Origin of the sequence: Chitinophaga sp. 22308 (assembly GCF_052045305.1) — a bacterium.
In the GTDB taxonomy this organism is placed as follows: domain Bacteria; phylum Bacteroidota; class Bacteroidia; order Chitinophagales; family Chitinophagaceae; genus Chitinophaga; species Chitinophaga varians_A.
Genome location: NZ_JBQEOP010000003.1, coordinates 819929 through 845863 on the forward strand (window position 1 = coordinate 819929; position 25935 = coordinate 845863).

24 protein-coding genes are annotated in these 25935 nt (G+C 48.3%); 9 read left to right on the forward strand and 15 right to left on the reverse strand.

The genetic code is table 11. The features are described from left to right. The first annotated feature begins 60 nt into the window (after positions 1-60). Complete coding sequence (locus tag ACTJJS_RS15140) at positions 61-678, forward strand: L-threonylcarbamoyladenylate synthase (protein WP_440664320.1); 618 nt, start codon at positions 61-63, stop codon at positions 676-678. A gap of 15 nt (positions 679-693) precedes the next feature. Then, on the forward strand, positions 694-1083 hold the full coding sequence (locus ACTJJS_RS15145) for a hypothetical protein (protein ID WP_440664321.1): 390 nt from the start codon (positions 694-696) through the stop codon (positions 1081-1083). 237 nt (positions 1084-1320) lie between these two features. Here the strand turns inward: ACTJJS_RS15145 and ACTJJS_RS15150 are convergent, their stop codons facing one another. From ACTJJS_RS15150 to polA, 3 genes are all read right to left on the reverse strand, one after another. Further along, a complete protein-coding gene (locus ACTJJS_RS15150; RefSeq protein ID WP_168870844.1) occupies positions 1321-2463 on the reverse strand; it encodes an aminopeptidase C in 1143 nt (380 codons plus the stop codon). An 85-nt stretch (positions 2464-2548) separates the two neighbouring features. After that, positions 2549-3094, reverse strand: coding sequence for a GNAT family N-acetyltransferase (locus ACTJJS_RS15155; RefSeq protein WP_440664322.1), 546 nt, complete (start codon positions 3092-3094; stop codon positions 2549-2551). A 145-nt stretch (positions 3095-3239) separates the two neighbouring features. Next, a complete protein-coding gene (polA, locus tag ACTJJS_RS15160; protein WP_440664324.1) occupies positions 3240-6023 on the reverse strand; it encodes a DNA polymerase I in 2784 nt (927 codons plus the stop codon). 126 nt (positions 6024-6149) lie between these two features. Here polA and ACTJJS_RS15165 point away from each other — a divergent pair, with 126 nt between their 5' ends. Further along, positions 6150-6479 carry an arsenate reductase family protein gene (locus ACTJJS_RS15165; RefSeq protein WP_440664325.1) on the forward strand — a complete coding sequence of 110 codons (330 nt, stop codon included), beginning with the start codon at positions 6150-6152 and terminating at the stop codon, positions 6477-6479. A gap of 112 nt (positions 6480-6591) precedes the next feature. Here the strand turns inward: ACTJJS_RS15165 and ACTJJS_RS15170 are convergent, their stop codons facing one another. Beyond that, on the reverse strand, positions 6592-7659 hold the full coding sequence (locus ACTJJS_RS15170) for a glycosyltransferase (protein WP_440664326.1): 1068 nt from the start codon (positions 7657-7659) through the stop codon (positions 6592-6594). Between the two features lie 380 nt (positions 7660-8039). Here ACTJJS_RS15170 and ACTJJS_RS15175 point away from each other — a divergent pair, with 380 nt between their 5' ends. Then, the gene (locus ACTJJS_RS15175; protein ID WP_078669652.1) at positions 8040-8288 is read left to right on the forward strand and encodes a hypothetical protein; all 249 of its coding nucleotides are present in this window, start codon (positions 8040-8042) and stop codon (positions 8286-8288) included. A 116-nt stretch (positions 8289-8404) separates the two neighbouring features. Further along, positions 8405-9544 carry a formimidoylglutamase gene (locus ACTJJS_RS15180; RefSeq protein WP_440664327.1) on the forward strand — a complete coding sequence of 380 codons (1140 nt, stop codon included), beginning with the start codon at positions 8405-8407 and terminating at the stop codon, positions 9542-9544. 63 nt (positions 9545-9607) lie between these two features. Here ACTJJS_RS15180 and ACTJJS_RS15185 read toward each other — a convergent pair whose 3' ends face one another. The 7 genes from ACTJJS_RS15185 to ACTJJS_RS15215 form a co-directional block, all read right to left on the reverse strand. Continuing rightward, positions 9608-10012, reverse strand: coding sequence for a hypothetical protein (locus tag ACTJJS_RS15185; RefSeq protein WP_440664328.1), 405 nt, complete (start codon positions 10010-10012; stop codon positions 9608-9610). Positions 10013-10114: 102 nt separating this feature from the next. Continuing rightward, a complete protein-coding gene (locus tag ACTJJS_RS15190; RefSeq protein ID WP_343744606.1) occupies positions 10115-10510 on the reverse strand; it encodes a lysozyme inhibitor LprI family protein in 396 nt (131 codons plus the stop codon). Positions 10511-10513: 3 nt separating this feature from the next. After that, complete coding sequence (locus ACTJJS_RS15195) at positions 10514-11323, reverse strand: class I SAM-dependent methyltransferase (RefSeq protein ID WP_440664330.1); 810 nt, start codon at positions 11321-11323, stop codon at positions 10514-10516. A gap of 10 nt (positions 11324-11333) precedes the next feature. Beyond that, the gene (locus tag ACTJJS_RS15200; protein WP_440664331.1) at positions 11334-12614 is read right to left on the reverse strand and encodes a M16 family metallopeptidase; all 1281 of its coding nucleotides are present in this window, start codon (positions 12612-12614) and stop codon (positions 11334-11336) included. Positions 12615-12649: 35 nt separating this feature from the next. Continuing rightward, a complete protein-coding gene (locus ACTJJS_RS15205) occupies positions 12650-13894 on the reverse strand; it encodes a M16 family metallopeptidase (protein ID WP_168870834.1) in 1245 nt (414 codons plus the stop codon). 136 nt (positions 13895-14030) lie between these two features. Continuing rightward, positions 14031-14948, reverse strand: coding sequence for a retropepsin-like aspartic protease (locus ACTJJS_RS15210; protein WP_440664332.1), 918 nt, complete (start codon positions 14946-14948; stop codon positions 14031-14033). 13 nt (positions 14949-14961) lie between these two features. Further along, positions 14962-16194: an aspartyl protease family protein gene (locus tag ACTJJS_RS15215; RefSeq protein WP_440664333.1), complete on the reverse strand. Its 1233-nt coding sequence runs from the start codon at positions 16192-16194 to the stop codon at positions 14962-14964. 131 nt (positions 16195-16325) lie between these two features. Between ACTJJS_RS15215 and mqnC the strand changes: the two genes are divergently transcribed. The 3 genes from mqnC to ACTJJS_RS15230 all read left to right on the forward strand — a co-directional run bounded on the left by mqnC (position 16326) and on the right by ACTJJS_RS15230 (position 19022). Continuing rightward, a complete protein-coding gene (gene mqnC, locus ACTJJS_RS15220) occupies positions 16326-17450 on the forward strand; it encodes a cyclic dehypoxanthinyl futalosine synthase (protein ID WP_168870831.1) in 1125 nt (374 codons plus the stop codon). Positions 17451-17702: 252 nt separating this feature from the next. Beyond that, on the forward strand, positions 17703-18329 hold the full coding sequence (locus ACTJJS_RS15225) for a hypothetical protein (RefSeq protein ID WP_168870830.1): 627 nt from the start codon (positions 17703-17705) through the stop codon (positions 18327-18329). Positions 18330-18476: 147 nt separating this feature from the next. Beyond that, a complete protein-coding gene (locus ACTJJS_RS15230; protein WP_440664334.1) occupies positions 18477-19022 on the forward strand; it encodes a GNAT family N-acetyltransferase in 546 nt (181 codons plus the stop codon). Here ACTJJS_RS15230 and ACTJJS_RS15235 read toward each other — a convergent pair. Both ACTJJS_RS15235 and ACTJJS_RS15240 read right to left on the reverse strand, forming a co-directional pair. Further along, positions 19016-20476, reverse strand: coding sequence for an amino acid permease (locus tag ACTJJS_RS15235; RefSeq protein ID WP_343744603.1), 1461 nt, complete (start codon positions 20474-20476; stop codon positions 19016-19018). The genes ACTJJS_RS15230 and ACTJJS_RS15235 overlap by 7 nt on opposite strands. Before the next feature lie 143 nt (positions 20477-20619). After that, positions 20620-21513: a hydroxypyruvate isomerase family protein gene (locus ACTJJS_RS15240; RefSeq protein WP_440664335.1), complete on the reverse strand. Its 894-nt coding sequence runs from the start codon at positions 21511-21513 to the stop codon at positions 20620-20622. Between the two features lie 200 nt (positions 21514-21713). Between ACTJJS_RS15240 and ACTJJS_RS15245 the strand changes: the two genes are divergently transcribed. Beyond that, a complete protein-coding gene (locus tag ACTJJS_RS15245; protein WP_188088633.1) occupies positions 21714-21998 on the forward strand; it encodes a hypothetical protein in 285 nt (94 codons plus the stop codon). A gap of 81 nt (positions 21999-22079) precedes the next feature. On the opposite strand, the gene ACTJJS_RS15250 is transcribed toward ACTJJS_RS15245, so the two are convergent. Both ACTJJS_RS15250 and ACTJJS_RS15255 read right to left on the reverse strand, forming a co-directional pair. Then, positions 22080-24962, reverse strand: coding sequence for an outer membrane beta-barrel protein (locus ACTJJS_RS15250; protein WP_440664336.1), 2883 nt, complete (start codon positions 24960-24962; stop codon positions 22080-22082). 39 nt (positions 24963-25001) lie between these two features. Further along, positions 25002-25832 (reverse strand): hypothetical protein, encoded by an 831-nt coding sequence (locus tag ACTJJS_RS15255; protein ID WP_440664337.1) that lies wholly within the window; start codon positions 25830-25832, stop codon positions 25002-25004. Positions 25833-25935: the final 103 nt, after the last annotated feature.

Sequence of the window (25935 nt, forward strand, 5' to 3'; positions counted from 1 at the left end):
TAGCAGCACGGTTGTTGTGCATGTTGTCATCATTGTTACTTTCACTTAATTCATGATACTATGCTGTTAAATGTTCACCCGGACAATCCTAATCCCCGCCATATAAAAACGATCGTCGAATGCCTGAAGGATGGAGGGATTATTATCTACCCTACGGATACCGTTTACGGGTTGGGTTGTGATATTACCCAGCACAAGGCGATAGAGCGCATTGCCCGTATTAAACAGATCGATCCCAAAAAGGCGCAGTTTTCATTTATCTGTTATGACCTGAGCCATTTGTCGGACTATGCTAAAAGCGTGGACACGCCGGTATTCAGGATGTTGAAGAAAGCGCTGCCCGGCCCCTACACTTTTATCCTGCCTGCCAGCAAGATGGTGCCGAAGTTGCTGAAGACAAAAAAAGACACTGTTGGTATCAGGGTGCCGGACAATAATATTTGCCGGACGATCGTACATGAGCTGGATAATCCGCTGATGAGCACCACGTTGCCCGTGGACCATTACGTGGAAGAATATACGGACCCGGAGATCATCTATGAGAAGTTCGGTAAGGTAGTGGATATTGTGGTGGATGGCGGCCCTGGCGGGATGGGCTTTTCCACGGTGGTGGATTGTACCGGTCCGGAGCCTGAACTGGTACGTGAAGGCATTGGTAGTTATGATGCGATTAGCTGAACATATTTTATGAAGATGAAGTGGTGGATAATTGGCTGTCTGATGACAGGGCCTGTAAGCCTACAGGCCCAGGTGGTGTCTGAAAAAACACCGCCACTGCATCATCGTCTTTTTTCCGATACGGTAAAAACAGTGGGGTATGTGCCATTCGGCACTTTTGCGAAAGCAGGCCCCGCTCCTGGTCTGCCCCTCACCTCTATTAATTTTAATAACCGGAAGTCGTCCGGTGCCCCATCTTCCCTTCCTGCTTACCCGGTATATATGATGACCAGCCACGCGTATTATGACCAGCATTTTGGTTTCTTCTGTAAAAAAGAATGGAGCTGGCAGAAACAGACCGGCATTCCGGTGAAATTACGGCTGGGAAGTTATCAGTTAACACAGCAGCAGGAAGGGAAGCATTGATCTGTAAATTATTAATCAATATTTTATAAATATATATTTGACATAATCAAATATCTGTATTTGACTTAGTCAAATAAGTTGGGTTGATCTTGAAAGGTGATTTTGGGAGATATTTTGACCGATATAGGGACTGTTTTATAAGGGCGGGACAGGTGACCGTCCGGACATAAAAAGACCGTTTCTCTCAAGAGAAACGGTCTTTTTTATGTTATCGGCGGGTGGTATTTGCCCGGGAAATTAGATTTTTAATTTTTTCGCGATGTCGGCCGGCAATGCTTTTTTATTCACCATGAAGCTGGTGGTTTTATAAGCGAAGTACGGCATAGAGGCGTAGAAATAGCCTTGGCCGAAGTTTTCGGTGCCCCAGGAGTTTTTCACGCGGAAGTATTTATTACCGTTCTGGTCTTTTACGATACCAACGATGTGCATGCCGTGGTCGTCTTGTGTTTCGAAGTTATCGAAGGCGAGCTGGCGTACTTCCGGGGTAATGGTTTTTTCCTTTATTGGTTCGAGGAACATGTTTTTCTTTTCTTCGGCTGACATATCAGTCCAGTCTTTGTCTGGCACGATGGCGAGGCCTTCTTTGAAGTTGAAACCTTTTTCGCTTACGTCAGCGGCCCATGCGAGGGTATAACCGTTGGTAACAGCGGTTTCCGCGATGCGGGTAAAGTCCTCCAGGGTTACGTTGTATACTTTTTCCCAGTTCCAGTTGTCCGGTACTTCCAGTACAAACTGGCTGTTGTACGGATGGTGGGTGAAAGAAGAGATCAGGACATAATCATCTGCGTTGAGGCCCAGTTCTTTAGCGAAGGACTGCGGCGTATATGATTTACCGTTATACTGGAATTTTTCCGGTGCATCACCCATATAGGCGTTCAGTACGCCGTCAAATGCTTTCTGCCAGTTCGGGTTAACGGTACCGTTAGCCTCGCCGATGGTTTTTACCATGCCTTCCAGCAGGCCTTCCATTTCAGCGTGGTTGTACATTTTGCCTTTGTTGCCATCGTAAACGGACTGGGGCACCAGGCCGTATTCGCGCAGGCACAGCAGATCATCAGGGAAGCCGCCGCCTTCGCCGAAATTGGCTTTACCATGCATTCTTACATAGTTGGCAGCTTTCAGCGGGTACATTTTACGGACAACGAACATTTCGCTCAGGTTGAGGCCTTTGGCCTTACCGCCGCGGAGCAGTTCAGATTCAAAAAAGGACAGGCCGGAGAAAGACCAGCAGGTACCGGTGCGGCCCTGGTTTTGTACATCTCCTGCGTCCATATTTTTAATAACGGAAAACTGGTAACGACTACCTTCTACATTAGTGCTCGTTTGCGCAAATACAGCAGTGCTGCACAGCATGGCAGCGCTGATCATCCATTTCTTCATGTTGTTAAGACAGGTTTTAGACAAGGGTCAAAAATAAGGGAATCGGGGTATTCTTCCCTGAAAAAGATGGATGAACGGAGCTGAGCTACGGTTTTTGTACAGTTTTTTGTTGTTCCAGATATTGTTCTCTCGTGATCTCCCATTCCCAGAGATCTTCGTTCTCCCTGTTTTTGACAGCGCCCACGAATCGCATTCCGGATTTTTGTAATATTTTAACGGAGGCGTTATATTCTTCTTCTGTATGGGCGATTACTTTTTGCACGTAGGAGTGCCCGAAAGCGAAGCGTACGAGCGCCTGCGCCATTTCAGAGCCGAGGCCCTGCTCACGGTAATCTGCAGTGATTTCATAGCCCATTTCAACGATCCCCTGGTGATTGGGTTTGCCTTTGAATCCGCCGGCGCCTATCAGGCGTTTGTCTTCCCGGTGAATAACGAGGTAAAAAAACCATCCCAGCATGGAAGGGTCGTTGCGTAATTTATCATATGCTACCAGCACCATTTCGGGATATTCTGTCCATCCTTCCGGGACCGCAATCCCGAGGAGTTCGGCCAGTGTATCATTGCCCTGTAATAGCGACTCAAAATGCTGCAGTGTGCATGGCAACAATTGTAGTCGAGGAGTTTGGATCATGTTTTGAAACTAGTAAACTGTTTTGGGAAATACAACCATTTGGTATTTTTTCATTTTGATATTTAACTATTGGGAATGCCGGGGGTAAAAGGCTTCTTCCGAATGCAATAGTTAAATATCAAAATGAAAAAATGTGCAAATTAAATTAGTGCGCCTGCAGCCAGTTTTCACCGATTCCCATTTCAGCTTCAACGGGAACGTCCAGTGGCAGTGCATTACGCATACAATCCAATATCAGGGGTTTAATAATGTCTAATTCAGAGCGATGGGCGTCAAAAACCAACTCGTCATGCACCTGCAGGATCATTCTGGATTTCAGGTTCCTTTCCTTAAAGGCCTTGTGTATCGCGATCATGGCCAGTTTGATCATATCTGCGGCCGTGCCCTGGATAGGCATATTGATCGCGTTCCTTTCCGCATAACCACGTACTACCGCGTTGGAAGAGTTGATGTCTTTCAGCCATCTTTTACGTCCCAGTTTCGTTTGTACGTATCCGTTAGTCTGCGCAAATTTTACCTGGTCGTCCATGTATTTTTTGATGGACGTATACTGCGCGAAATAGTTATCGATCAGTGTTTTGGCTTCGCTTCTGGCGATGCCCAGGTTTTCAGACAAACCGAAGGCGCTCACGCCGTAGATAATACCGAAGTTCACGCTTTTCGCGTTCCGGCGCATATCTGCGGTCACGGCGTCCAGCGGAACATTGTACACTTTAGCCGCTGTGGCCGCGTGAATGTCTATTTTCTGACGGAAGGCGTCCATCATCTGTTCATCCTGGGCAATGGCCGCGATGATGCGCAGTTCTATCTGTGAATAGTCGGCAGACAGCAGCACAAACTCTTCATTGCGGGGCACAAAAGCCTTTCTCACTTCCCGTCCCCTGTCTGTCCGGATAGGGATATTCTGGAGGTTGGGGTTATTGGAGCTCAAACGGCCGGTTACTGCTACAGCCTGATTATAGGAGGTATGCACGCGGTTGGTCCGTTTGTTGATCATTAACGGCAACGCATCTACGTAAGTTGATTTCAACTTGCTCAGTTCGCGGAAAATCAGGATGTCGTCCACGATCTTGTGTTTGTTGGCCAGCTTCTGCAGCACGTCTTCACCGGTGGCATATTGACCTGTTCTGGTCTTTTTCGCTTTGGGGTCCAGCTGTAGTTTTTCAAACAGCACTTCGCCCAATTGTTTGGGGGAAGCCAGTTTGAACCGTACGCCGGCTTGTTCATATACGCTTTCTTCTGCGCGTTTTATTTCAGTTTCCAGCTCGCGGGAGTAATCGGCCAATGCCATGGTGTCAATACGCACGCCTTCAAACTCCATATCGGTCAGTACTTTCACCAGTGGGTTTTCCACGTCGTAAAATACTTTCTCCACTGCTTTTTCCGGCAGCATGGGCTGGAAGGTATGTTTCAGCTGCAGGGTGATGTCGGCGTCTTCTGCGGCATATTCCTTGATTTTTTCCACTTCCACGTCCCGCATATTGCCTTGCCCTTTTCCTTTTTTGCCGATCAGGGTTTCGATGGCCACCGGTTCGTATTGCAGGTATTGGGCGCTCAGCGCGTCCATGCTCCTGCGGCCTTCCGGCTCAATAAGGTAATGGGCCAGCATGGTGTCGAACAGCGGTGTCGTTACTTCCAGGCCGTACCATTTCAGCACCAGCATGTCGTATTTGATGTTCTGTCCTACCAGCGTGATAGATGGATGTTCAAAGAGGGATTTGAACTCGTGCAGGATGGCACGTGCTGCGTCATAATCGGCTGGCAGGGGAATGTAGTAGGCTTCGGCATTTTTATAGGCGAAGCTCATGCCCACAATATCGGCTTCATTGGCATCGGTACCGGTTGTTTCGGTATCGAAGGCGATCTCTTTTTGTTGCAGAAGGTCCGACAGCAGGGCAGCCCGTTTTTCCGGCGTATCTATCAGCACATAGTTGTGCGGCGTATTGTGAATATTTTTGTCGGGCGCGAGGAAGGCGGCAGCTTCGGCAGGTTCTTCTGCCACGGCCGTTTCCACGGCTTGTCCGAAAAGGTCGGTCTGTACCACTTTGCCTTTAGCAGGTTCGGGTGTGCCGCCAGCCATGGTAAAACTATCTCCCAGCACTCGTTTACCGAGGGTTTTAAATTCCAGTTCGGTAAAGATCTCGGTGAGTTTTTCTTTATGGATGCCTGTCAGGGAAAAATCTTCTTCGTGGAAAGTCACCGGCACGTTGGTGATGATAGTGGCGAGTTCTTTGGACAGCAGGGCGTTTTCGTGGCCTGCTTTGATCTTCTCTCCCATCTTGCCGCCGATGGCGTCTGCATTGGCCAGTACGTTTTCCAGTGTTTCATACTGGGCCAGCAGTTTCATGGCTGTTTTTTCACCTACGCCGGCGATACCGGGGATATTATCTACTGCATCGCCCATCAGGCCGAGGATATCTATTACCTGGTGTACGTCTTTGATCTGCCATTTTTCACATACCTCTTTAGGGCCCAGAATTTCTTCCTTGCTGCCCATGTATGGCGGTTTGTAGATGAATACGTTTTCTTTCACCAGTTGGCCATAGTCTTTATCGGGCGTTACCATGTATACGGTATAACCTGCGTCAGCGGCCTGCCAGGCGAGCGTGCCGATCACGTCGTCGGCTTCATAACCGTCCAGTTCCACTACCGGGATATTAAATCCCTCAATGATCCGTTTAATATCCGGGAGCGCGTCCAGCAGATCTTCCGGAGCGTCTTCACGATTGGCTTTATAGTCGGTGAAAGTGGTATGGCGTTCGGTAGGCGCATGCGTGTCAAACGCAACGGCCAGATGGGTAGGTTTTTCCTTATTGATAAGGTCCAGCAAGGTGGTGGTAAAACCAAATTGGGCATTGGTATTGCGACCGGTGCTGGTAAGCCTGGGATTTCTGATTAACGCGTAGTAAGCCCTGTAAATCAAGGCCATAGCGTCTAATAAAAATAATTTCTTTTGCATCACTAAACCTACAAGAATTAATTTGAATGCACAAAATTAAGATAGTACCACAATATACGTTCAGATTGTATTTTTAAACCGGAAATATAGTAGCATATGAATAAGATATATCATTTGTCGACCTGCAATACCTGCAAAAAAATTCTGGAGGAAATAAAAGCCAAAGAAAGAGGAATTGAATTGCAGGACATCAAAACGGAAAAAATCACGCCCGCGCAGTTGGACGAGATGCATGCCCTGTCTGGCAGCTATGAGGCCCTTTTCAGCCGCAGGTCACAGAAATACAGGCCTATGGGGCTTCATGAGAAAACCCTCACAGAGAAAGATTACCGCGGCCTGATACTGGAAGAGTATTCTTTCCTGAAAAGGCCGGTAGGCATTGCCGGAGACCGGATTTATATCGGGACCGAAGTGAAGAACATGTAACATCCTGGATGTACATGATTATTCCTGGTTCGCCTGATGGGCGAAGATGATGTGCTGAGATGGGAGTTGAACGGGAAAAATGCGGATGTTTCTTTTTTCCCGTTTGGCTTCTTTATGGTTGTTGAAGTTTTTGGACAAACTGTTTGACCACATCTTTGTAAAGCGACATGTCCTGCTCATGCTGGAAAGATTTGAACGGGAAGCGGGAAACCTCTTCCAGCGCTGTTTTCAGGTTGAATTTTTCCTGCGCGACAGAATAGAAATACCCCTTTTCCATGAGATATTCACCGAGATATACCTGTTCGGACTGGCCGGGCGTAGGTACCAGGATCGCTTTTTTGTTGAGTTTGACGAGGTCCATCAGGGTGGTGTAGCCGGAGCGGCTCAGCACCATGTCGGAAGCAAGCATGGCTTCGTTTAACGCTTTGGCGTCCAGATGGTTAACATGTATTACGCCGGGAGCCACTTCTTCGTGGTAGTGGGTGCCCGGTTTGCCGCTGACGATCAGGGCTTTCAGGGAGAGGTCCTTTACCTGGTCCAGCACCAGCTTTTCCAGGTTGGTGCGCTGGGGTTCCGGCCCTGAAATAAGCACCAGGAGATCGTATTTCCTTTGAACGTCCAGTTGCGGTTCAAAACGGCTGAGACAGCCTATGTACGTGGTGTTGGGCGGGAGTTTTGCCGGATGTGCCAGTTCTCCGGAGAGATTATTGTCGCCGGCGAAGTCCGGAATCCAGCAGGCGCTGTATTTACGGATGAAGTTATAGTTGATTTTCTGTAATGTACGCTCTATCCAGCCACCAAAGGGTGTTTTGATCAGGAGCTGATGGGTGATGAATACGCTGGGAATGTCTTTTTGGTACAGTCCGAAGCGGTTATCCGAGATAACGGCGTTGATCTGGTATTCTTTTACGATCTTTTTGAGCCACCGCTGCTCATATTTCACCGCCTTGTATATTTTGGGAATCTGTTGTATGATCTTCATTCCGAAGAACTTACCTTTTTGCGCGTACTGGATGCGGTATCCCGGCAGCGGTAAAATGGTGATTTCCGGGAATTCCTGTTTCAGCAGTGCGGCATGTTTGCCTTCGGCAGCAATAAAAACCTGAGCGCCTGCGTTTAGCATTTCATAGATGAGCGGAATGTCGCGGGTGGCGTGTCCCAGGCCCCAGTCCAGAGGCACTGTTAAAATTTTTACGGGAGGCTGGATTGTGGACAAATAAATTGAATTTTTTTGCGAATTTAGCTTAAATTACAAAGGGTGATTGTTAAGAAAAGGTAAACTAATTTGGGAAGGATTTATATTTAACCGGAAGTATATTAAATAGCATTATGAAAAGGCTTAAATGGATGGTGATCTTTTTTCTTTGTGGAAGTTTAACGATGACAGGTTGCAAAGTGTTTAAGAAGAATGATTGCGGTTGTCCCACTATGAACAAAAAACGAATGCACTAAAAGGCACATCTGGCACAACATTAAAACGATTTTTACCTTATCTTTTTTTGGATTATCCCATGAAAACCTGGCCAAACAATTATTCGGGGAACAGTCAAAATTTTTTTCATGAAACCGGTAGATAGAGATTTATTGATCCTGCTACATGAAGATAGGTACACAGAGCAGCAGATACAGTCTGCTGTAAGGCAAATCAGCGAGATGTTGTCTTTAATTGAAACCATGGATTATCTGTGCGCAGTAATGGAAGTAGTAGATTGCAACAAAAGCAGAATTACCAGCAAAAGATCGGTGCTGGAGAAGGCAATTTCACGTAAAGCTCATAAGCCTTTTGAGTTCATCATTCACCGCAACTAACAGTCGTACATTAGCATTTTCGGTACAGTAGCATAACCCGCTGCTTATCTGCTTCATGGATGTATTTTTTTTAAATTCTTGTTGTACGTTTGCCGTCAAACAAACCCAACTAAGTGATGGCAGATTTTTCGCACCTGCAGGATTTTTTGCAGCCTGTTTCCAAAGCTTTTCTGAACGATGATCAGGAGTATGACGCTTTCCAGATCGGAGGTGTAACAGATGTTTATGAGGAAGAGCATCATCCGGACCTGGATGCTGCTGATATTGTATTGCTGGGAGTGGGCGAAGAAAGGGGCAGCGCCAGCGGAAAAACAGGTACCAGTGGCCCTGATGCCATCCGGCGGGAGTTTTTTAAACTCTACAACTGGCACCGTGATATCAAAGTGGCGGACGTGGGCAACCTGCGTTCCGGCGCTTTTCTCGCCGATGCCTATGCGGCCATGAAAACAGTGGTGGGTGAACTGGTACAGGCTAATAAAACGGTGCTCATCCTGGGCGGCTCCCATGATCTTACCTATCCCCAGTACAAAGCATATGCGGCCCATCAACTGATCATCGAGGCCACTGTGGCCGATGCCCTGATCGACCTGCAGGAAGAGTCCTCCCTCCGCAGCGAAAGGTACCTGATGGACATCCTCACTGAACAGCCCAATTATCTCCGTCACTATAACCATCTTGGCTTCCAGAGTTATTTCGTGCATCCGCGCATGTTAGAGACGCTGGACAAACTGCGTTTTGATTGTTTTCGTTTAGGCCGTATCCGTGAGAATATGGAAGAAGCGGAACCGGTGCTGCGTCACTCTGATTTATTCAGTCTCGATATCAATATCATCCGGCACACAGATGCGCCGGCCAATAACCTCTCCCCTAACGGGTTCAGCGGCGAGGAAGCCTGTTCCCTTGCCCGTTATGCAGGTATGAGCAGCCGTCTGTCATCTTTCGGTATTTATGGCTACCGGCCGGAAAAAGACAAAGAACAGCTGACTGCCCGCCAGATCGCTCAGATGATGTGGTATTTTATGGACGGCCGCTCCGTCAAAAATAAAGAGGCGCTGCTGGACGACCGCGACGCCTTCTGGGAATTTCATATAGCCTTCTCCGATATAGAAACCGTTTTCCTGAAAAGCAAACGTACCGGCCGCTGGTGGATGCAACTCCCCGACCAGGAGTTTGTGCCCTGTGCGTATAACGACTACCTGCTGGCCAGCAATAATGAAATGCCGGAACGCTGGCTGCGTCACCAGGAACGATTGTAATATTTTTTCATTTGAGTATTTGATCATTTAGCAGGTTTCCTAAATGATCAAATACCCAAATAACTAAATATCTAAATCCAGAAGGGCGGTGACACGGTCTTTCACATAAGCGGCTTTGTTGTCTGTAGAGATCATGTCATCGTCCAATCCATCCATGGTGCTTTTATGCATCTTCTCCACCCGCTCGTCTATTTTACGGAAATACGCATCTTTCTTCTCTTCCCAGGCACCTTGTTCTGTCTGAAGGGTATGTAGCCTGTTGGGCTCAATCTGGCTGTAAAGGCGCTGTAATGTGCTGTACAGGAGGCTGTCGAGCTGCTTGTAATATACGAGTGCGCAGCCGTAGCTGTTGCTGGTAGAAAGGCAGCGTTGATAACGGTTTTCCAGTGTGTCCAGTGCCGCCTGGCGGGACTGGGAATAGGCATTACCACACAGGAATACTGCCAGGATCAGGATAGGGAGTCTCATAGGCGCTGTGGTTACGCCAAATATACAAAAAATAATATGTAATTTATATTATATAAATATTAAGCGTCCGGAATGGATCTACATCTCCATGGCAGACTGGCACTATTCAGTAGCGCCAACAGAGCCGGTGCAGGTTTCGCCCGGAGGCAGGCCATTAAGCCACACCCGGATAGCATCTGTACGCTGGTTGGTCAGCTCGGTGAGATAATTGGATTTACATACCGGGAACATGCTGCCATAGGTTTTGGCAGGTTCGGGGTACATCGCTTTCAGCTGGGCATCACGGAGTTGTACCCAAAGCCTTTGCGCTTCCTTGAAATTGGTGATGAACGTCTTATTGGCCGCGTATTTCTTCAGGATCTCCTGGTATACGGTATTCAGTTTCTTATCGGCCTCTTTGTACTCCTGCCCCGCCTGTTTGTTCATGTCCGATTGGGACTGGGCCATCCCGGTGAGGCTGCCAGCCACGATCAACAGGGTAATGACAATTGATTTCATATGTTAAGGTTTAAGGAATTTGAATGCATATACCATGGGTAGCTTTCCTTCCATGCCTTTGATCTGAAAATGTCCGTTTTCACCGGTGGTGTTCTGAAAACAATTGTACGGCGAATAATCAAACTCCTGAAATACCTGTAGCTGTAAGCCCTTTGCCAGCAAGGAGCTGAAGACTTCGCCCAGCGGATGGTTCCAGGAATAGGCAACGCCTTTTACATCTGCGTTGTCTTCCGCGTCTGTATAGGTGTCATTGTTGTTTTCCACAATCGTTTCCGTATTGAAATAATCGTACTGCACGCGGGTAAACTGTTCGTCGAACATCCATACCACAGGATGGAATTCGGCCATGACAAAGACTCCGCCCGGTTTCAGGAAATGCTGCACTACTCCGGCCCATTTGTCCATGTCGGGCAGCCAGCCGATAGTGCCGTAAGAAGTGAACACTATATCGAAGCTGTCCTGCAACTGTGCAGGGAGGCTGTATACATCGCAGCAGATAAATTTTGCCTGGTCCTGAAGGCCCAGTTGCGCGGTCAGGGTATTGGCCTGGGCAATGGCCGCGTCAGAGAGGTCCACGCCGGTCACATCGGCGCCCATGCGCGCCAGGGAAAGCGTGTCCTGCCCGAAATGGCATTGCAGGTGCAGGATGCGCTTTCCCCGGACATCGCCCAGCAACGCCAGCTCAATACTATTGAGTGAGCTGCGGCCCTCCAGAAAAGCCGGCACATCATAAAAAGAAGAAGTAACGTGTACGGCTGTACGCTTGTTCCAGAGTGCTTTATTGGCTGCCAGGTAATGTTGTTCGTCTTGCATGATTATCACGTCAAATTACCACCAGTTCATAGAAATCGCTGGGGGTGAGGTATTGTTTGGCGAGTTGCTGTAATTCTTCTGCTGTGATAGTCTTGATCGTCTGAATATTGTTGTAGAAATAGTTTTCGTCCAGATCGTTGAGGATCAGGTTTTTCCAGCGTTGTATCAGCTGGAAGGCGCCGTCCAGGTCGCCGAGGATAGAGCCGATCATGTAGTTGCGCACGAGGTCCAGTTCTTCTTGTGGCACCGGCTCGTTCTGCAGCCTGCGCAGCTCATTGTACACTTCTTCGATAGTGGCTTCGCACACATCCCTGCCGGCTTCGGTCTGGATGTTGAGCGCGCTCACCTGCCGGAAGTTGTACAGCTGGGAATAGATGCCATACGTATACCCTTTTTCTTCCCGGATATTGCTCATCAGCCTGGAGCCAAAGTAGCCGCCCAGGATGGTGTTGAGCACCAGCATTTTAGGGAAGTCCGGATGATAGCGGTTCGGAAATGGACGACCAATACGGATAGCGCCCTGCACGCCATTTTCATCATTGAAAATGCGGAATTTCTTTTCCTCTGCCGGTTGTACCGGCAGTTCCGGCCTGAGCAGGCTGGACTCGCCGTTCCAGCGGGTGCTGCCGAAGTATTGGTTCAGCAGTGCCAGCATGTTTCCTGGCATATTGCCCGCTACAAAAATGCGGCAGTTATTGTACGTATAATGCTTTTGATAGAAAGCACGCAGCGTTTCCGCCTGTAATGCATCATACGCCATCATGCTGCTCACACGGCCGTAAGGATGAAATTCACCAAACAGGTATTTATCGATAAAGCGGTTGGCCACAAAATCACATTTCTGGAGATTGACGGCCAGCTTCTGTTTCTGGTTTTGTTTGTAGAGCTGTAATTCTTCTTCCGGAAAAACAGGATCGAGGATAACGTCCTGCAACACCGGCAGCAGCACTTCCGTGTGTTTGGACAGGCAGTGCAGCGTGAAGGTGGCATTTTCATGATATGCATTCCGGTTAAGGTAGGCGCCATGATAATCGATGGCCTCGTTGATTTCGAGGGCGGTGCGTTTGCTGGTCCCGTTTTTCATGAGGAAGTTGGTAGCCAGGGCTTCCAGGCTTTCGCTTTCATACCATGAACCGGCGGGGAACACCAGTTCCAGCTGCAGGGTTTCCTGTTCTTCCGATTTAATCGCATAAACGGGAATACCATTGTCCAACGTGAATTTCTCGTAGGGCTTCAGCTTTATATCAAACTCCACAGCGTCTTTAATGGGAGGAGGAATTGTTCTGTTCATATAGTCTCATTTATACCGTGTGACTGAGATGTGGTTTATCCCTGATTTTCGGCGTAATAGTAAATGGTATTGGCATTTTTTTCATCGAAAAGCAGTTTGGCTTCCCGGTGAATATCTTCTGCTGTCACCACTTCATAGTTTTCAAACTCTTTATTCATCAAACCGGCATCACCGAGCAGCTCATAAAAGGCCAGGTTGTTGGCGCGATTGAGCAGGCTCATGTCTTCAAATGCCAGCAGGCTCTCCACACGGTTTTTCACCTTTTGCAGTTCGCGGTCGGCAATCACTTCCGCCTGTAGTTTTTCCAGTTCTGTCTGGATAGCTTTTTCGGCATCTTTCATTTTCACGCCTTTCACCAGTTTGCCTTCGATGGTAAGCAGGCCTGCGTCGAGGCTGCCGAAATGGTAACAGTCGATATTACTGAAGAGCTTTTTCTCCTTTACCAGCACCTGGTGCAAACGGGAAGAGCTGCCGCCACCGAGGATATCGGAGACGAGATCAGCAGCATAGTAACGTTTGTCTGAACGGGGGTACATATGATAACATTTGTACAGTGCGTCCAACGGCACATTGGCTTTTACTTCCAGTTTATGCGCAGCTGTCTGCGGCGGTTCAACGGGCAGGTTACGATGGTATTTTTCTCCGGAAGGAATATCGCCAAACCATTTCTCTGCCAGTGTTTTCACCTGTTCTGTAGTAATGTTGCCCGCCACGGAAAGGATGGCATTGACAGGCCGGTAAAACTTAAAGAAGAAGGCTTTTACATCTTCCAGCCTGGCATTTTCTATGTGTGACAGTTCTTTCCCGATGGTCATCCAGCGGTAAGGGTGGGTGGTGTAGGCCAGCTCCCTCATTTTGTGCCATACATCGCCATAGGGCTTGTTGATGTAGTGTTCCTTAAACTCTTCTGATACTACCTTGCGTTGTACATCGAGGCTTTTTTCACTGAAGGCCAGTGAAAGCATCCGGTCACTTTCCAGCCAGAAAGCAGTTTCAATGTTTTCTGCCGGCAGCTGTATGTAGTAGTTGGTAAGATCGCTGGTCGTATAGGCGTTGTTCTCCCCTCCTGCCATCTGTAAAGGCTCATCATACTCGGGAATGTTGACAGAGCCGCCAAACATCAGGTGTTCAAACAAGTGGGCAAAACCGGTCTGTTCCGGGTTCTCGTCCCTGGCGCCTACGTCGTACAGTACGTTTAATACAGCCATGGGCGTAGTATGGTCTTCATGTACCACAACCCGCAACCCATTAGCTAATGTAAATTTATTATAATGAATCATAATGTAATATTCGTATAGAAGTAAAAATAGGGTAAAAGGACTAATTACGTATTAGGAATTAAAATTAGGGTTTGGGTTTTCCATTGTCAGGATGGATTTTGAGGGACGTGTATAGCCTGTAATACCATGTCAGCGGTCATTCCAGGTATACTTCCTTCTTCCCGTAGTTTATCGTGATGGTGAATTGTTTCCAGATATCATAACCAATAGAGCCGGCAATCTCTGTGAACACGCCCACATCATTAATGTCTTTGCAATAGCTGACAGGCACATTGGCCATTGTTTTTCCACCCAGCTGCAATGACGGGATGTTGCTGTTGATATAGTACAGCACCCTCACCATGTCCTGTACCCTGTCTGTGTTCAGTGTAGGGAGACTGTTGATACGATTGGAGTCCACATAGGGCCAGTTGAACAGGATGCCGTAGTCGCCGCCGGTGGTGATGTGGTAATGGCCCGGAAGATAACGGCCGTCCGGCATGGTGATAGCGGCATCTATTACCGGTGTGGAATAGTTGAGCTGAAAATGGAGCAGTCTCCCTGTATTGCCTATGGGCGTTTTACCGTTACGGTACAGTACCAGTTGTTGTTGCCGGTAATCGATTTTCACGATATACAGTTTCAGCAGGGCCACACCGATCACTCCGTCGATACTGTCTCCGAGGTTATCAAGATTTTCGAGATAGGCTTCCACGTAAGGAAGTCGTAATTCCTTCAGGTACAAGGCGTTGAGTGTTACCACATTGGTCCTTACCATGGCATTATTGATACCGCTCATAAAAGCCTGATGCCCGCTGTTGATGCGCATTTTTTCAGAAACACGTTTATGCAGCACCGTTACTTCCGCCCCACTGTCAAAAACAAACTGCAGGGTATCGGTACCGCCGGAGAGCACCACCGGTATCACCACATGTTTGTCGATCATGCGGAAAGGAATTACAGCCACAGGTTTGCTGTTGTCTGCCGCTGCGGGGCCAGCATTTTTTCGTTGTGCGAAGGCAGGCAGGAATAAATTACAGCACCAGCATATTACTATCACCAGAGTACGCCACATGCTGCAAATAACGTTAAAGAATACTTTTTATTGGCAACTTTTTAATTAACAGCTCGTTATCTCTGGCGATCAACAGTGTGGCCTTGGTGCCTACGTTTTTGAGCATTTCGCGGAATATCTGCAGGTTGGCCCCCAGGTTGTTATTGACGGCCATGATGATATCTCCTTTGCGGATACCGGCTTTTTCGGCCGGAGACCCTTTGATGATGTCAGTCACTTCCACCCGGCCGTCTATCAGATAGATAATAAGGCCGGTATAGGAGTAGTCGAACATATCTTTGAAGTGCGTGTTGGGCATCAGGTAGATTTCTTTCCTGCCGTAATTAAGCGTGATATTAAACCGGCGCAGCAGGTCGTTGCCGATCATGCCGCCGAGGAAAGGATAAGCCGTGATGTTGGTCCTGTCCTCGAAGATGTAGGTAGGCACGTTACGAAAAGAATAATTGCCGACGCGGAACTCCTGGACAGTGGTGAGCGACATCTGCATTTTGCCCCCCAGGCCCTGGGCCTCTGTTTGTATGATTTTCCTGCTTTTCCGGCGATGGGTGATCAGCGCGCTGTCGTTGACGAACTGGGACGACAACAGCAGGCACATACCGGCGCCGGTATCAAAATAATAACGGTTAGTGACCGTTTTACGTTCATGGCGCAGCGGCGCCGTGATCAACGGTATCTGCGTGAGTGACGGGCGCAGCAGCTGTCCTCCCCTGGGGTAGGTATAACGGCCTTTGCTGTTGACGATAATTTCCTCCGTATCATAATCCACCGTTACAATATAGCGGGTCAGGAAACTGTACCCGATGATACCATCTACCTGGATACCATATACCTGGCTGATCAGCTCATAATCATTGACGTGGAAATCGAGGCTGTCAATGGTAAGTCCTGGCAGCTTCAGGGTATGGTCCATCGCGAAAGACACGGTTTTGGCGGCTCCCAGCCCTTTTACCACTTTGTCGGTCGGCGTGAGTTTGATGCCCAGCCGGACACAGGTGGCTGTGTCGAGAGAGATGCCGGCGCTGCCCGTGTCCAGGATAAACTGCAGGGTGTCCGGGATATTATCCAGTGTGGCTGAAATGACAACCACGCCGCCATAATATTGCTTGAATTTAAAACGGGTGATCAACACAGATTGCTGTGTGGTATCGTTCTCCAGGATGGCATTTCCGGCAGATACTGGTTGATAAAGACCGGTTAGTGCTGCCAAAGCGAGCAGCAAGGCGAGTAACAGATTTGGTTTAGGCATACAGATGATGCAAGGGGATCATTTTCCTAAATTTAATGTATATACCGCTACATATAAAATATTTTTATTACCCGCTGTTATTGTGCGATATACTACCTTTGTCGGGTTATTCAGTGAATAGAAAATAGCATATGGTACTTCAGGATTTATATCAAAAGGCACAGCAGTTTGAATTTCTGACAGCAGAAGAAGGGGTGTACTTGTTTGAAAATGCACCGCTGGCAGAACTGATGCACATTGCCAACGAGTTACGTAAGCAACAGGTGCCGCATGGAAAGGTGACCTGGCAGATAGACAGAAATGTGAACACGACCAACGTGTGCACGGCCAACTGTAAGTTTTGCAACTTTTACCGCATTCCCGGTCACGCCGAAGCCTATATTACCGATATTGAGGAATATAAACGCAAGATAGACGAGACCCTGAAATACGGTGGGGACCAGCTCCTGCTGCAGGGTGGGCATCACCCTGAACTGGGACTGAGCTTCTATACTAACCTGTTCAGGGAGTTGAAGAAGTTGTACCCTACTCTCCGTCTGCATACACTGGGCCCCCCGGAAGTGGCGCATATCACCAAACTGGAAAAGAGCACGCATATTGAAGTGTTGCGCGCATTAAAAGAAGCTGGCATGGACAGCCTTCCCGGCGCCGGTGCTGAAATTCTCAACGACCGTGTACGCAGGCTCATCTCCAAAGGCAAATGTGGCGCGCAGGAATGGCTGGACGTTATGCGGGCTGCACATAAACTGAACATCGCATCTTCCGCTACCATGATGTTTGGCCACGTGGAAACAGTAATGGAGCGCTTCGAACACCTGGTGGACATCCGTCAGGTGCAAAGCGAGAAGCCGGAAGGGCACTATGGTTTCACCGCTTTCATCCCCTGGACCTTCCAGGATGTGGACACGCTGCTGGCGAAGATCCGCGGGGTACACAATATGACCACCGCCGAAGAATATATCCGCATGATCGCCATGAGCCGTATCATGCTGCCAAATATCAAGAATATCCAGGCTTCCTGGCTTACTGTCGGCAAACAAGTGGCGCAACTGTGCCTGCACGCAGGAGCCAACGATTTCGGGTCTATTATGATTGAAGAAAACGTGGTAAGCGCTGCCGGTGCTCCCCACCGCTTCACCTACCGCACCATGCAGGATGCTATCCGTGAAGCTGGTTTCGAGCCGCAGCTGCGTACCCAGCTGTACGAATTCCGTGAGTTGCCTGCTGCAATCGAAGAACAGATAATCAACTATTAATCAGGAATCCCAGGGCTGAATCCCTGGGCTACGATATGTGGGCCCTTGAGGCCATGAAATTGAATGACCAGAAAGGATTTCCTTTTTGGTCATTTTTTTTAGTCTTAATCCGTTTTAATCTTTCCCGAAATCGAGCTAATCAACAGTGTTCATAGCCATCACCGTTATAGGAATGTTAAAACTATCTTGTGCCTGTTACATTTTCCTTCCTGCCACGTCTAACAGTTATAACACAAAAACAAGGAGGGAACCATGAAAAAGCTGGGTTTAATATTGTCAGGATTAGTGATAATGGCTTTGGCTGCGTGCAGTACGAAAGTTACTTCTTCCTGGCGAGCCAACAACGCGCAACAGTTACAAAAAGATCAGAAAATAATGGTGATGGCGCTGGTTCCTCAAAAGGACCGTGCCCTGAGAAGCCAGATGGAAAATTTCACCGCATCGGAACTGAAACGTAAAGGGTATAACGCTGTTTCTTCCTTACAGGAATTCGGTCCCGACGAGTTTATCAAAATGGGTGAAAAACAAGCTATCAGAAAGCTGCAGGGCAGTGATGTAAACCAGGTCCTGACCATTGTGATGGTGGATAAGGGAAGACAAAGAAGTTATACTCCGGGTTATGCCTATGCTCCTTATGGTTATTGGGGCTTCTGGCCTTACTACTCCCGTTGGTACAATACTTATTATTCACCGGGCTATGTCACCTATAGTACCAGGTATCAGTGGGAAGGTAATCTGTACGACTTGAAAAGCGGCCAGTTACTGTACTCTGTACAATCACAATCTTTTGACCCGCCTTCCACAGCAAGAATGGCGGTATTATATGCACAGCAGGTAGTGAAGGACATGACGAAGAGAAACCTGTTGGCCAACAACTAATGATTTTGGATAATGACAATTTTAAGTGTGATAGGTGAACGGCAGATCAATATTGATCTGCCTTTTTGTTTTATGAATAGTTCATAATCAATAAATTCGCAATTCATAATTTTATTCGTAGGTTTATCCCCCACTTTAATTCCGGTTATGTTAGATATACCTGTCAATCAAGATATACACCTGCGGCAACTCACCATGCAGGACGCCCCACTGGTATATAAACAGCTGGATGCCTCCAGGAAGAGCCTGCGCAAGTTCCTGCCGTGGGTGGATTACAATACCCATGAAGAGCACAGTGCCCGGTTTATTCAGATGATGCAGCGGAAAGCGGAAGAACAGGAAGCGATAGCGCTGGGAATCTGGTACCAGCATCATTTATGCGGTGTGATGGACCTGCACGGATGGGACCACCAGGTACAGAAAGCGGAGATTGGTTATTGGGTCGGAGAGGCATTTCAGGGCAAAGGTATCGCCACCGCGGCCTGCCGTGCGCTGATCTCCTATGCGTTCAAAAAATTGCGACTGAATAAGATTGAAATAAAGTTTGTTTTACAGAACGAACGAAGCGGGCAAATCCCTATTAAGCTGGGATTCGCCCGCGAAGGTATTCTGCGTCACAACGCCAAGCTGCATGGCCAGTTTGTGGACATGGTAGTGATGGGCGTGTTACGGCAGGACTGGAAACATTATTGACCGGCATTCAGCTCCCGCCTTACCTTGCTGTGTTTCCTGCCATAGAAGTAATAAATCACCATTCCTATTGCCATCCAGATAATAAGCCTTAACCAGGTGTCCAGCGGGAGGAATATCATCATGCCTACGCAGGTGAGGATGCCCATGATAGGCACAAAAGGCACCCATGGCGTTTTGAACGGCCGAGGAGCGTCCGGCATGGTGTAACGCAGTATCCATACGCCGGCGCATACGATCACGAATGCCAGCAGCGTACCGATGCTGGTCATTTCCCCTACCACCTTGATGGGCACCAGCGCGGCAAATAAGCTGATAAATGCGCAAAACAGGATATTGGACTTCCACGGTGTGCGGAAACGGGGATGTATGTCTGAGAAAATTTTAGGTAACAGCCCGTCTTTTGACATCGCGTAAAACACGCGTGACTGCCCCCAAAGATCTACCATGATCACGGACGTATAACCGATGATGATAGCCAGCACCACCAGTTGCCCCAGCCATTTAAAAGGCGTATGCGAGATGGCGATGGCCACCGGGGCGCCACTGTTCTTAAATTCGGTATATGGCGCCAGGCCGGTCATGACATGTGAGAACAGGATGAACAATACCGTACAGATGGCGAGTGAACCGAGGATACCGATAGGCATGTTGCGTTTCGGGTTTTTCGTTTCCTGTGCTGCCGTGCTGACGATATCAAAGCCCAGGAAAACAAAGAAGACCACACCTGCTCCCCGCAGGATGCCGGACCATCCAAAATGGCCTAATTCACCCGTGTTTTTGGGAATATAGGGCACCAGGTTGGACGGCTGTATATATTTCCATCCAAGGGCAATAAAAACCAATACAACACCTACTTTCAGGGATACTACCACCGCATTCCAGATAGCGGAGCCTTTGGTGCCGCGCATGAGTATGTAGGACATCAGGACCACTACCAGCGCAGCGGGAAGGTTAAACAGTCCGTGTACCACCTCTCCCCCCGGGAGTGTTATTGTTTCAAACGGAGAATGGACCAGCCGTGGCGGAAGATAAATACCATAGCCGGAGAGAAACTCCACCAGGTAGTTGGACCAGCTGATAGACACAGTAGCCGCGCCCACGGAGAATTCCAGCACAAGGTCCCAGCCGATGATCCAGGCAAACAGCTCTCCCATAGTGGTATAGGCATACGTATAGGCGCTGCCTGCAATAGGGATCATGGCGGCAAATTCTGCATAACACAAGCCTGCAAAAGCACAGCCGATGGCAGCTACCACAAAGGAGAGCGTGACCGCCGGACCGGCGTTGTTACCTGCTGCCAGGCCTGTCAGGGAAAAGAGGCCGGCGCCGATAATGACACCAAGGCCCAGCATGACCAGCTGAAAACCGCTCAATGTACGTTTCAGGCCCTGGCTCCCCTCCTCTCCGGACTCGCGTAATAGCCAGGCCAGTGGCTTTTTGTAGTATTGTTTCATTAATACCCTACTTGTTTGGTGGACTAATTGGGCGCAAAAGTAGGACAACATTTTGTGATTTGGACATTTGGCTATTTTTTATTTGAAGTATTTGTAGGTGCTGTATCAAACAAAAAATAGCCAAATGGCTGAATTACAAAATATTATGCGATATCGCAAATATGAACGGCATTATTCAGAGAGGCCAGTTTATCCGGGTGGGAAGGAATGAACTCCTGCGCCACATGTCCTTTAAAGCCTGTTTCATAGATGGCTTTCATGATGGCGGGATAATACAGTTCCTGTGTTTCATCGATTTCGTGACGTCCGGGAACGCCGCCGGTATGATAGTGAGCAATGTATTGATGATGATCACGGATGTTGCGGATCACATCACCTTCCATGATCTGCATGTGGTAGATATCATACAGCAGTTTGAAGTTCTCAGAACCCACTGATTTGCAGAGTGCCACACCCCAGGCAGTATGATCGCATTGATAATCATGGTGGTCTACCTTGCTGTTCAGCAGTTCCATCACCAGGGTTACTTTTTTCTTTTCTGCGTAACCGATAATGCGTTGCAGCCCTTTGGTGCAGTTTTCGATTCCCTGTTCATCGCTAAGGCCGTTACGGTTGCCGGAAAAACAGATGAGATTGGAGAAGCCTGCTTTGGCCGTTTCATCGATATAATGCCGGAAATAGGTTTCCAGTTTATCGTGATGGGCCGGGTTGTTAAACCCGCGGGTGATGCCCCACTCCGGACCGTTGCTGGCCACCATGGCGGAGATCATGTCATGTTTTTTCAGGATGGCAAAATCCTTCGGGTCTACCAGGTCAATCGACGGGATACCGATTTTTTTGGCTGCCACGCAAAGATCGGCCAGCGGAATATCATAACACCACGCACATACAGAGTGGTTGATTTTGCCTTTCAAAGGCTCTCCAACGGCTTTGTCGTGGGCCGCCACCCTTTCTGAAAGGGAAGATAATGCGGTAGATGCCAGTGCCATAGTCGCTACTTTTTTGATCATGTCGCGGCGGGAATTTTCCTCGTGCATAATTTCAGTGTGCTTTAAGTGGCATCAATTTAAATGAAAATAAGCGTATTTGCAACACTTGCTGCAACTCCGCGGCAGGAGCGGCCCCGACAGGATGTCAGACTGCTTGTTCAATATAAACACCCTGAAAATCTTACCTTTATATTAACAAGTTATTTTGGTAAGCATTTTGTTTATGTATTGAAAAGCGGAGGTTGAAAATGGAAAAAAAGTATACCCCAAGTTTATGGCTCTGTATTCTGATGGACCTGATTGGCTGTGCCAGTTACGCCGTACCGGTTTTAGGCGATGTCAGTGACCTGATCTGGGCCCCGATTTCAGCAATTATCTTCTACCGCATGTTTGGCGGCCCCATTGGTACTTTTGGTAGTGCCTTTAACTTTCTGGAAGAGCTGTTCCCCGGAACAGACTTTATTCCCACGTTCACCGTGGCATGGGTTGTAAAACGCATATGGGCGGGCAGAAGGACCGTCGCCATGAAGTAATCTTCAGATTTTCGATTTTTTGATTTGGATATTGAGGTTATTTATTTTAATACCAAATCAAAAAATCGAAAATCAAAAAAATTAGAACTGGTTATTTCTGAAGCCTCCTTGTCCGCTACGGGGCCCCATCATCATCCGCATACCTCTCTCCCCGTTATTGTTTCCTTTGTTATTACCGCCAAACTTATTCAGGAAATAGGTAAAGCTGATCATAAAGTATTGTTGCAACACATTGGAACGAACGTCTTCAATATAGTTATCGCTTACATCACGGGAAACGCTTACGTACTGCCTTAGCAGGTCGAAGCCCTGTATCCTGATCATGCCCTGTTTCTTGGCAAATACATACTTGGACACGTTGGCGTTCCACATGGTGGAGGTAAGGTTATAACCAGCAGTACGGCCTCTGCTAAGCGCGCAGGTCACATCTGAACCGATCATAAAACCCAGTGGCAGATTGAAGTTCACATCTGCGTTGATGTTATAGTCAAAGTACTGCGTATTGGGCGTGGACGGCAACGTATAGGAGGTGGCGTTATAATTCACGCTGGCTCCCATCGACGCGTCAAACAGCTCCTTGTACATGTAGCTCACATTCACGGACTGTGATAGCTGCAGGGTGTTTTTATAGTTCATGACGCCCTGGGTAATGTTCACATCACGGCTGTACCCAATGGAGGTACCGGTATTCAGGTTCTGGCCCGGTGTTTTTGACAGCGGGATAGAGTTATGCAACATACCGGAGACACTATAGTAGCCGTTTACGTTTACCGGTTTGCTGAAAGTCTTTCCGGTAGCAGTGTCCAGCCTGGTGGAGTTGATAATCTTGTTAGAGCCAAATGATCCTCTCAAAGAAGTGAACATGCCTCGGAACGTGGTATTATTGAACTGGTTGTAGCTAATACGCACGGTATTGTTGTAAGAAGGTTTCAGATTGGGATTACCTTCCTGTACATACAGCGCATTACTGTTGTCTGGTACTGGTTGCAGCTGTTGTACGGTTGGCTGTGTCGTGTTACCATTGTAGTTTATGCGTAACCGTTTGCTCTTGGCGAACGTGTAGTTAAAAGTGGCGTTAGGCGCAAAGTTGACGGTGCTCTGATGTATCAGGCTGTCTCTTTTGGTACGGAAAGAATAGGTGGTGTTGTCAAGATTATTGAACAATACATTTAATCCGATAGAGTAATCGTATTTCAGTTTAGACGTGCGGAACGCAAGTCCGGCCTGCTGATTGATGGTATTGTTGGTAAAAGCGTTGCTCAGCGAGTCGTTGAGCTGATCATACACGCCTTTGCTTTCATTGTAGTCGTAAGTATATTTTTTACTATCGCTTTTGTAGTTGGTGATGCCGTAGTTGGCCTCAAGGTATTTATCGCGGCCCAGGGGCTCTGTATAGGTAAGATTGGCGCCGGCATTTTTACTGATAGTGTTGATCTGGTTGCTCTGGTTAAACGTAGAGAGGCTGTCGTTGGCAAAATAATACACGCTGGACTTATTGAAGTTCTGCTGGTCATTAATGCTGTTGTTGTACGACAGGTTGAGGCTGAGTGTGCGGCCTGGAGTTTTAAACCGTTTTCTGAACAGGAGCGATCCGCCGATATTTTGATTATTGCCATGTCCATCGTTGGTGGTGGTGCCTTTGTTGATGGTATCCTTATTATTGTTCAGCGTCTGATAGTCACGGGAGCTGAAGCTGTTTCCATTGGTGAGGGAATAGGAAGGAGAAAACACGATGGAGTGCAGAGAATCTATCTGGTATTCTACGCGGGCATCGAGGCGGTTGTTGCTGTTATCTGTCTGCGAAGAAGAGTTTTCATTGTAAAAGGTGGTGCTGTTACCGGCAAAAGTCTGCCTGGACGTTTGTTGCGTCAGGTTGTTTTTGGTATCGTTAAAGAAGTAGCTGCCGCTGAACTGCACTTTTTTATTGAAGTCTTCGCTGAAGTTGAGGCCTGCGTTCCAGTTGCGGGTAATACCGGGATTGCTGTTGCTGCCGCCACCGCCGCCCTGGGAGATGATCATGCCTCCTCCCCCGCCACCACCACGGCCGCCTCTGCCACGGCCTCCGCCACCACCGCCTCCGGCAGGACTGAAGCTCATCTGGTCACGGATCGTATAGCCGGTACTGTTAATATTGTTGCCGCCGCCGACCAGGCTCATTTGCTGGTTGTCACGGAAACGGTTAAGGTTAAACGCCGTTGAAAACCGGTCGTCTGTGCCATAGCCTGCGGAAGCACGGCCAAACAGGCCTTTCTTTTTATCTTTTTTGATGGTGATGTTGATCGCTTTTTCTGTTTGCCCATCATCGATCTTAGTGAATTCGGCCTGATCGGATTTTTTATCGATGATCTGTACTTTGTCGATGATGTTTGCGGGGAGATTTTTGGTGGCCATCTTAGGGTCGGTGCCGAAGAAGGGTTTGCCGTCCACATATACTTTAGTGACGGTTTCGCCTTGTGCGGTAATGGCCCCGTCTTTATCCACGGTCACTCCCGGCAGTTTTTTGAGCAGGTCTTCCACCACGGCATTATCGCGGGTTTTGAAGGCATCGGCATTAAATTCGAGCGTATCTTTTTTGACAACGATCGGCGGCTTTTCGTCTTTTATTTCCACCGCGTTGAGGTTAACGCCTTTCAGCTCCATGCCCAGTGTGCCCAGTGTGAGTGATGGCGTTTGGTCCGTGATTTTGACGGGTTTGTTGATGGCCTTGTATCCCAGGAAGCTGATATAAAGCCGGTAGTCGCCGTTGACGATATTGGTGATCTCAAAATTCCCCTTGTTGTCTGTGATGGCCGTGCTGGCCACCGTAGAATCTTTAGCGTGCAGTAATACGACAGTTGCCGCAGGCATGGCTTCTTTAGTACTTTGGTCAGTCAGCTGCCCTTTAATCTTTCCTTGCTGCGCCTGGGCCTGAGAGCATATTGCTCCCAAACCCAGTACCAGCAAGAGCTGTATAATTTTCTTCATAATGGAGTTTCACGAGAAAAGGTAAGATAGGATGAATTTTTACATTTGGGGTTGCCGCTTACGTAATTTCTCCATCTCCTGTTGTCTGATATCTCTCATTTGCTCCTGGCTGATTTTTTCAGCACCGGCGGGGACGGTGAGATCGGTGTCTGTTACGGCCTGGAGGCTTACGCCGGTAGCGTTATAGGCACGTCTGCCGCCTTCGGCCACCAGTACCACGGCGTTGGCTTCTGGTAGCAGCCCGTTGATTGGCGAGAAGCTGAATGGCAGTTCGGTGGTGTACCATACGGTGTAGGTATCGTCTTTTAACTTGATGGTGGCTTTCTTACAGGTATAACCTGCTATTTTCCTTGTTTTGTCGCTGGCTTTGGCATCGGCGGCCACGATAAAATCTTCTTCGGCATAGTATGTTTTGCGGTCATCGCCGAAGGTGCTGAAAACGTGAAGTATCTTCTTATTGGCGAGGTCAAAGTATTGGGTATTGCCCCGGCCCATCATGCCCATACCCGGGCCCATTCTGCGTTGCCCCGGCCCCTGCCCTTGTCCGGGCGTCTGAGCATTGGCGGTGTCTCTGCGGGCTCTGCCGCCCCAGCCACCGCGGCCGCCGCCACCGTTGCCAAAATCGGGCCTTTCAGTGGCCAGTTTGGCATGACCGTTATTAAAAGTAAGGGTTTGTTTAAAAGTGATCACATCAGGGATTTGGGGAGCTTCATCGCCGTCGCCACCACCGCGCTGGAACCCACGCATCCGCTCGGGGTCTGTTTTAGCAGTCACCTCGTAAACAATAGTGCCTGACTGCTGCGCCAGCAGCGGCTGTGTAAAGGGCAGCACCAGGGCTGCGCTCATAATGATCCGGGATATACCTTTCATGGTTGCTGATTTTATCAACAAAAATCCTCCTTCCCCGTCTCTTTTTGCGTTAAAAACCTTTATTTACTGTTATTTACTGTTAAAGATTATCTGCCAGCGTTAA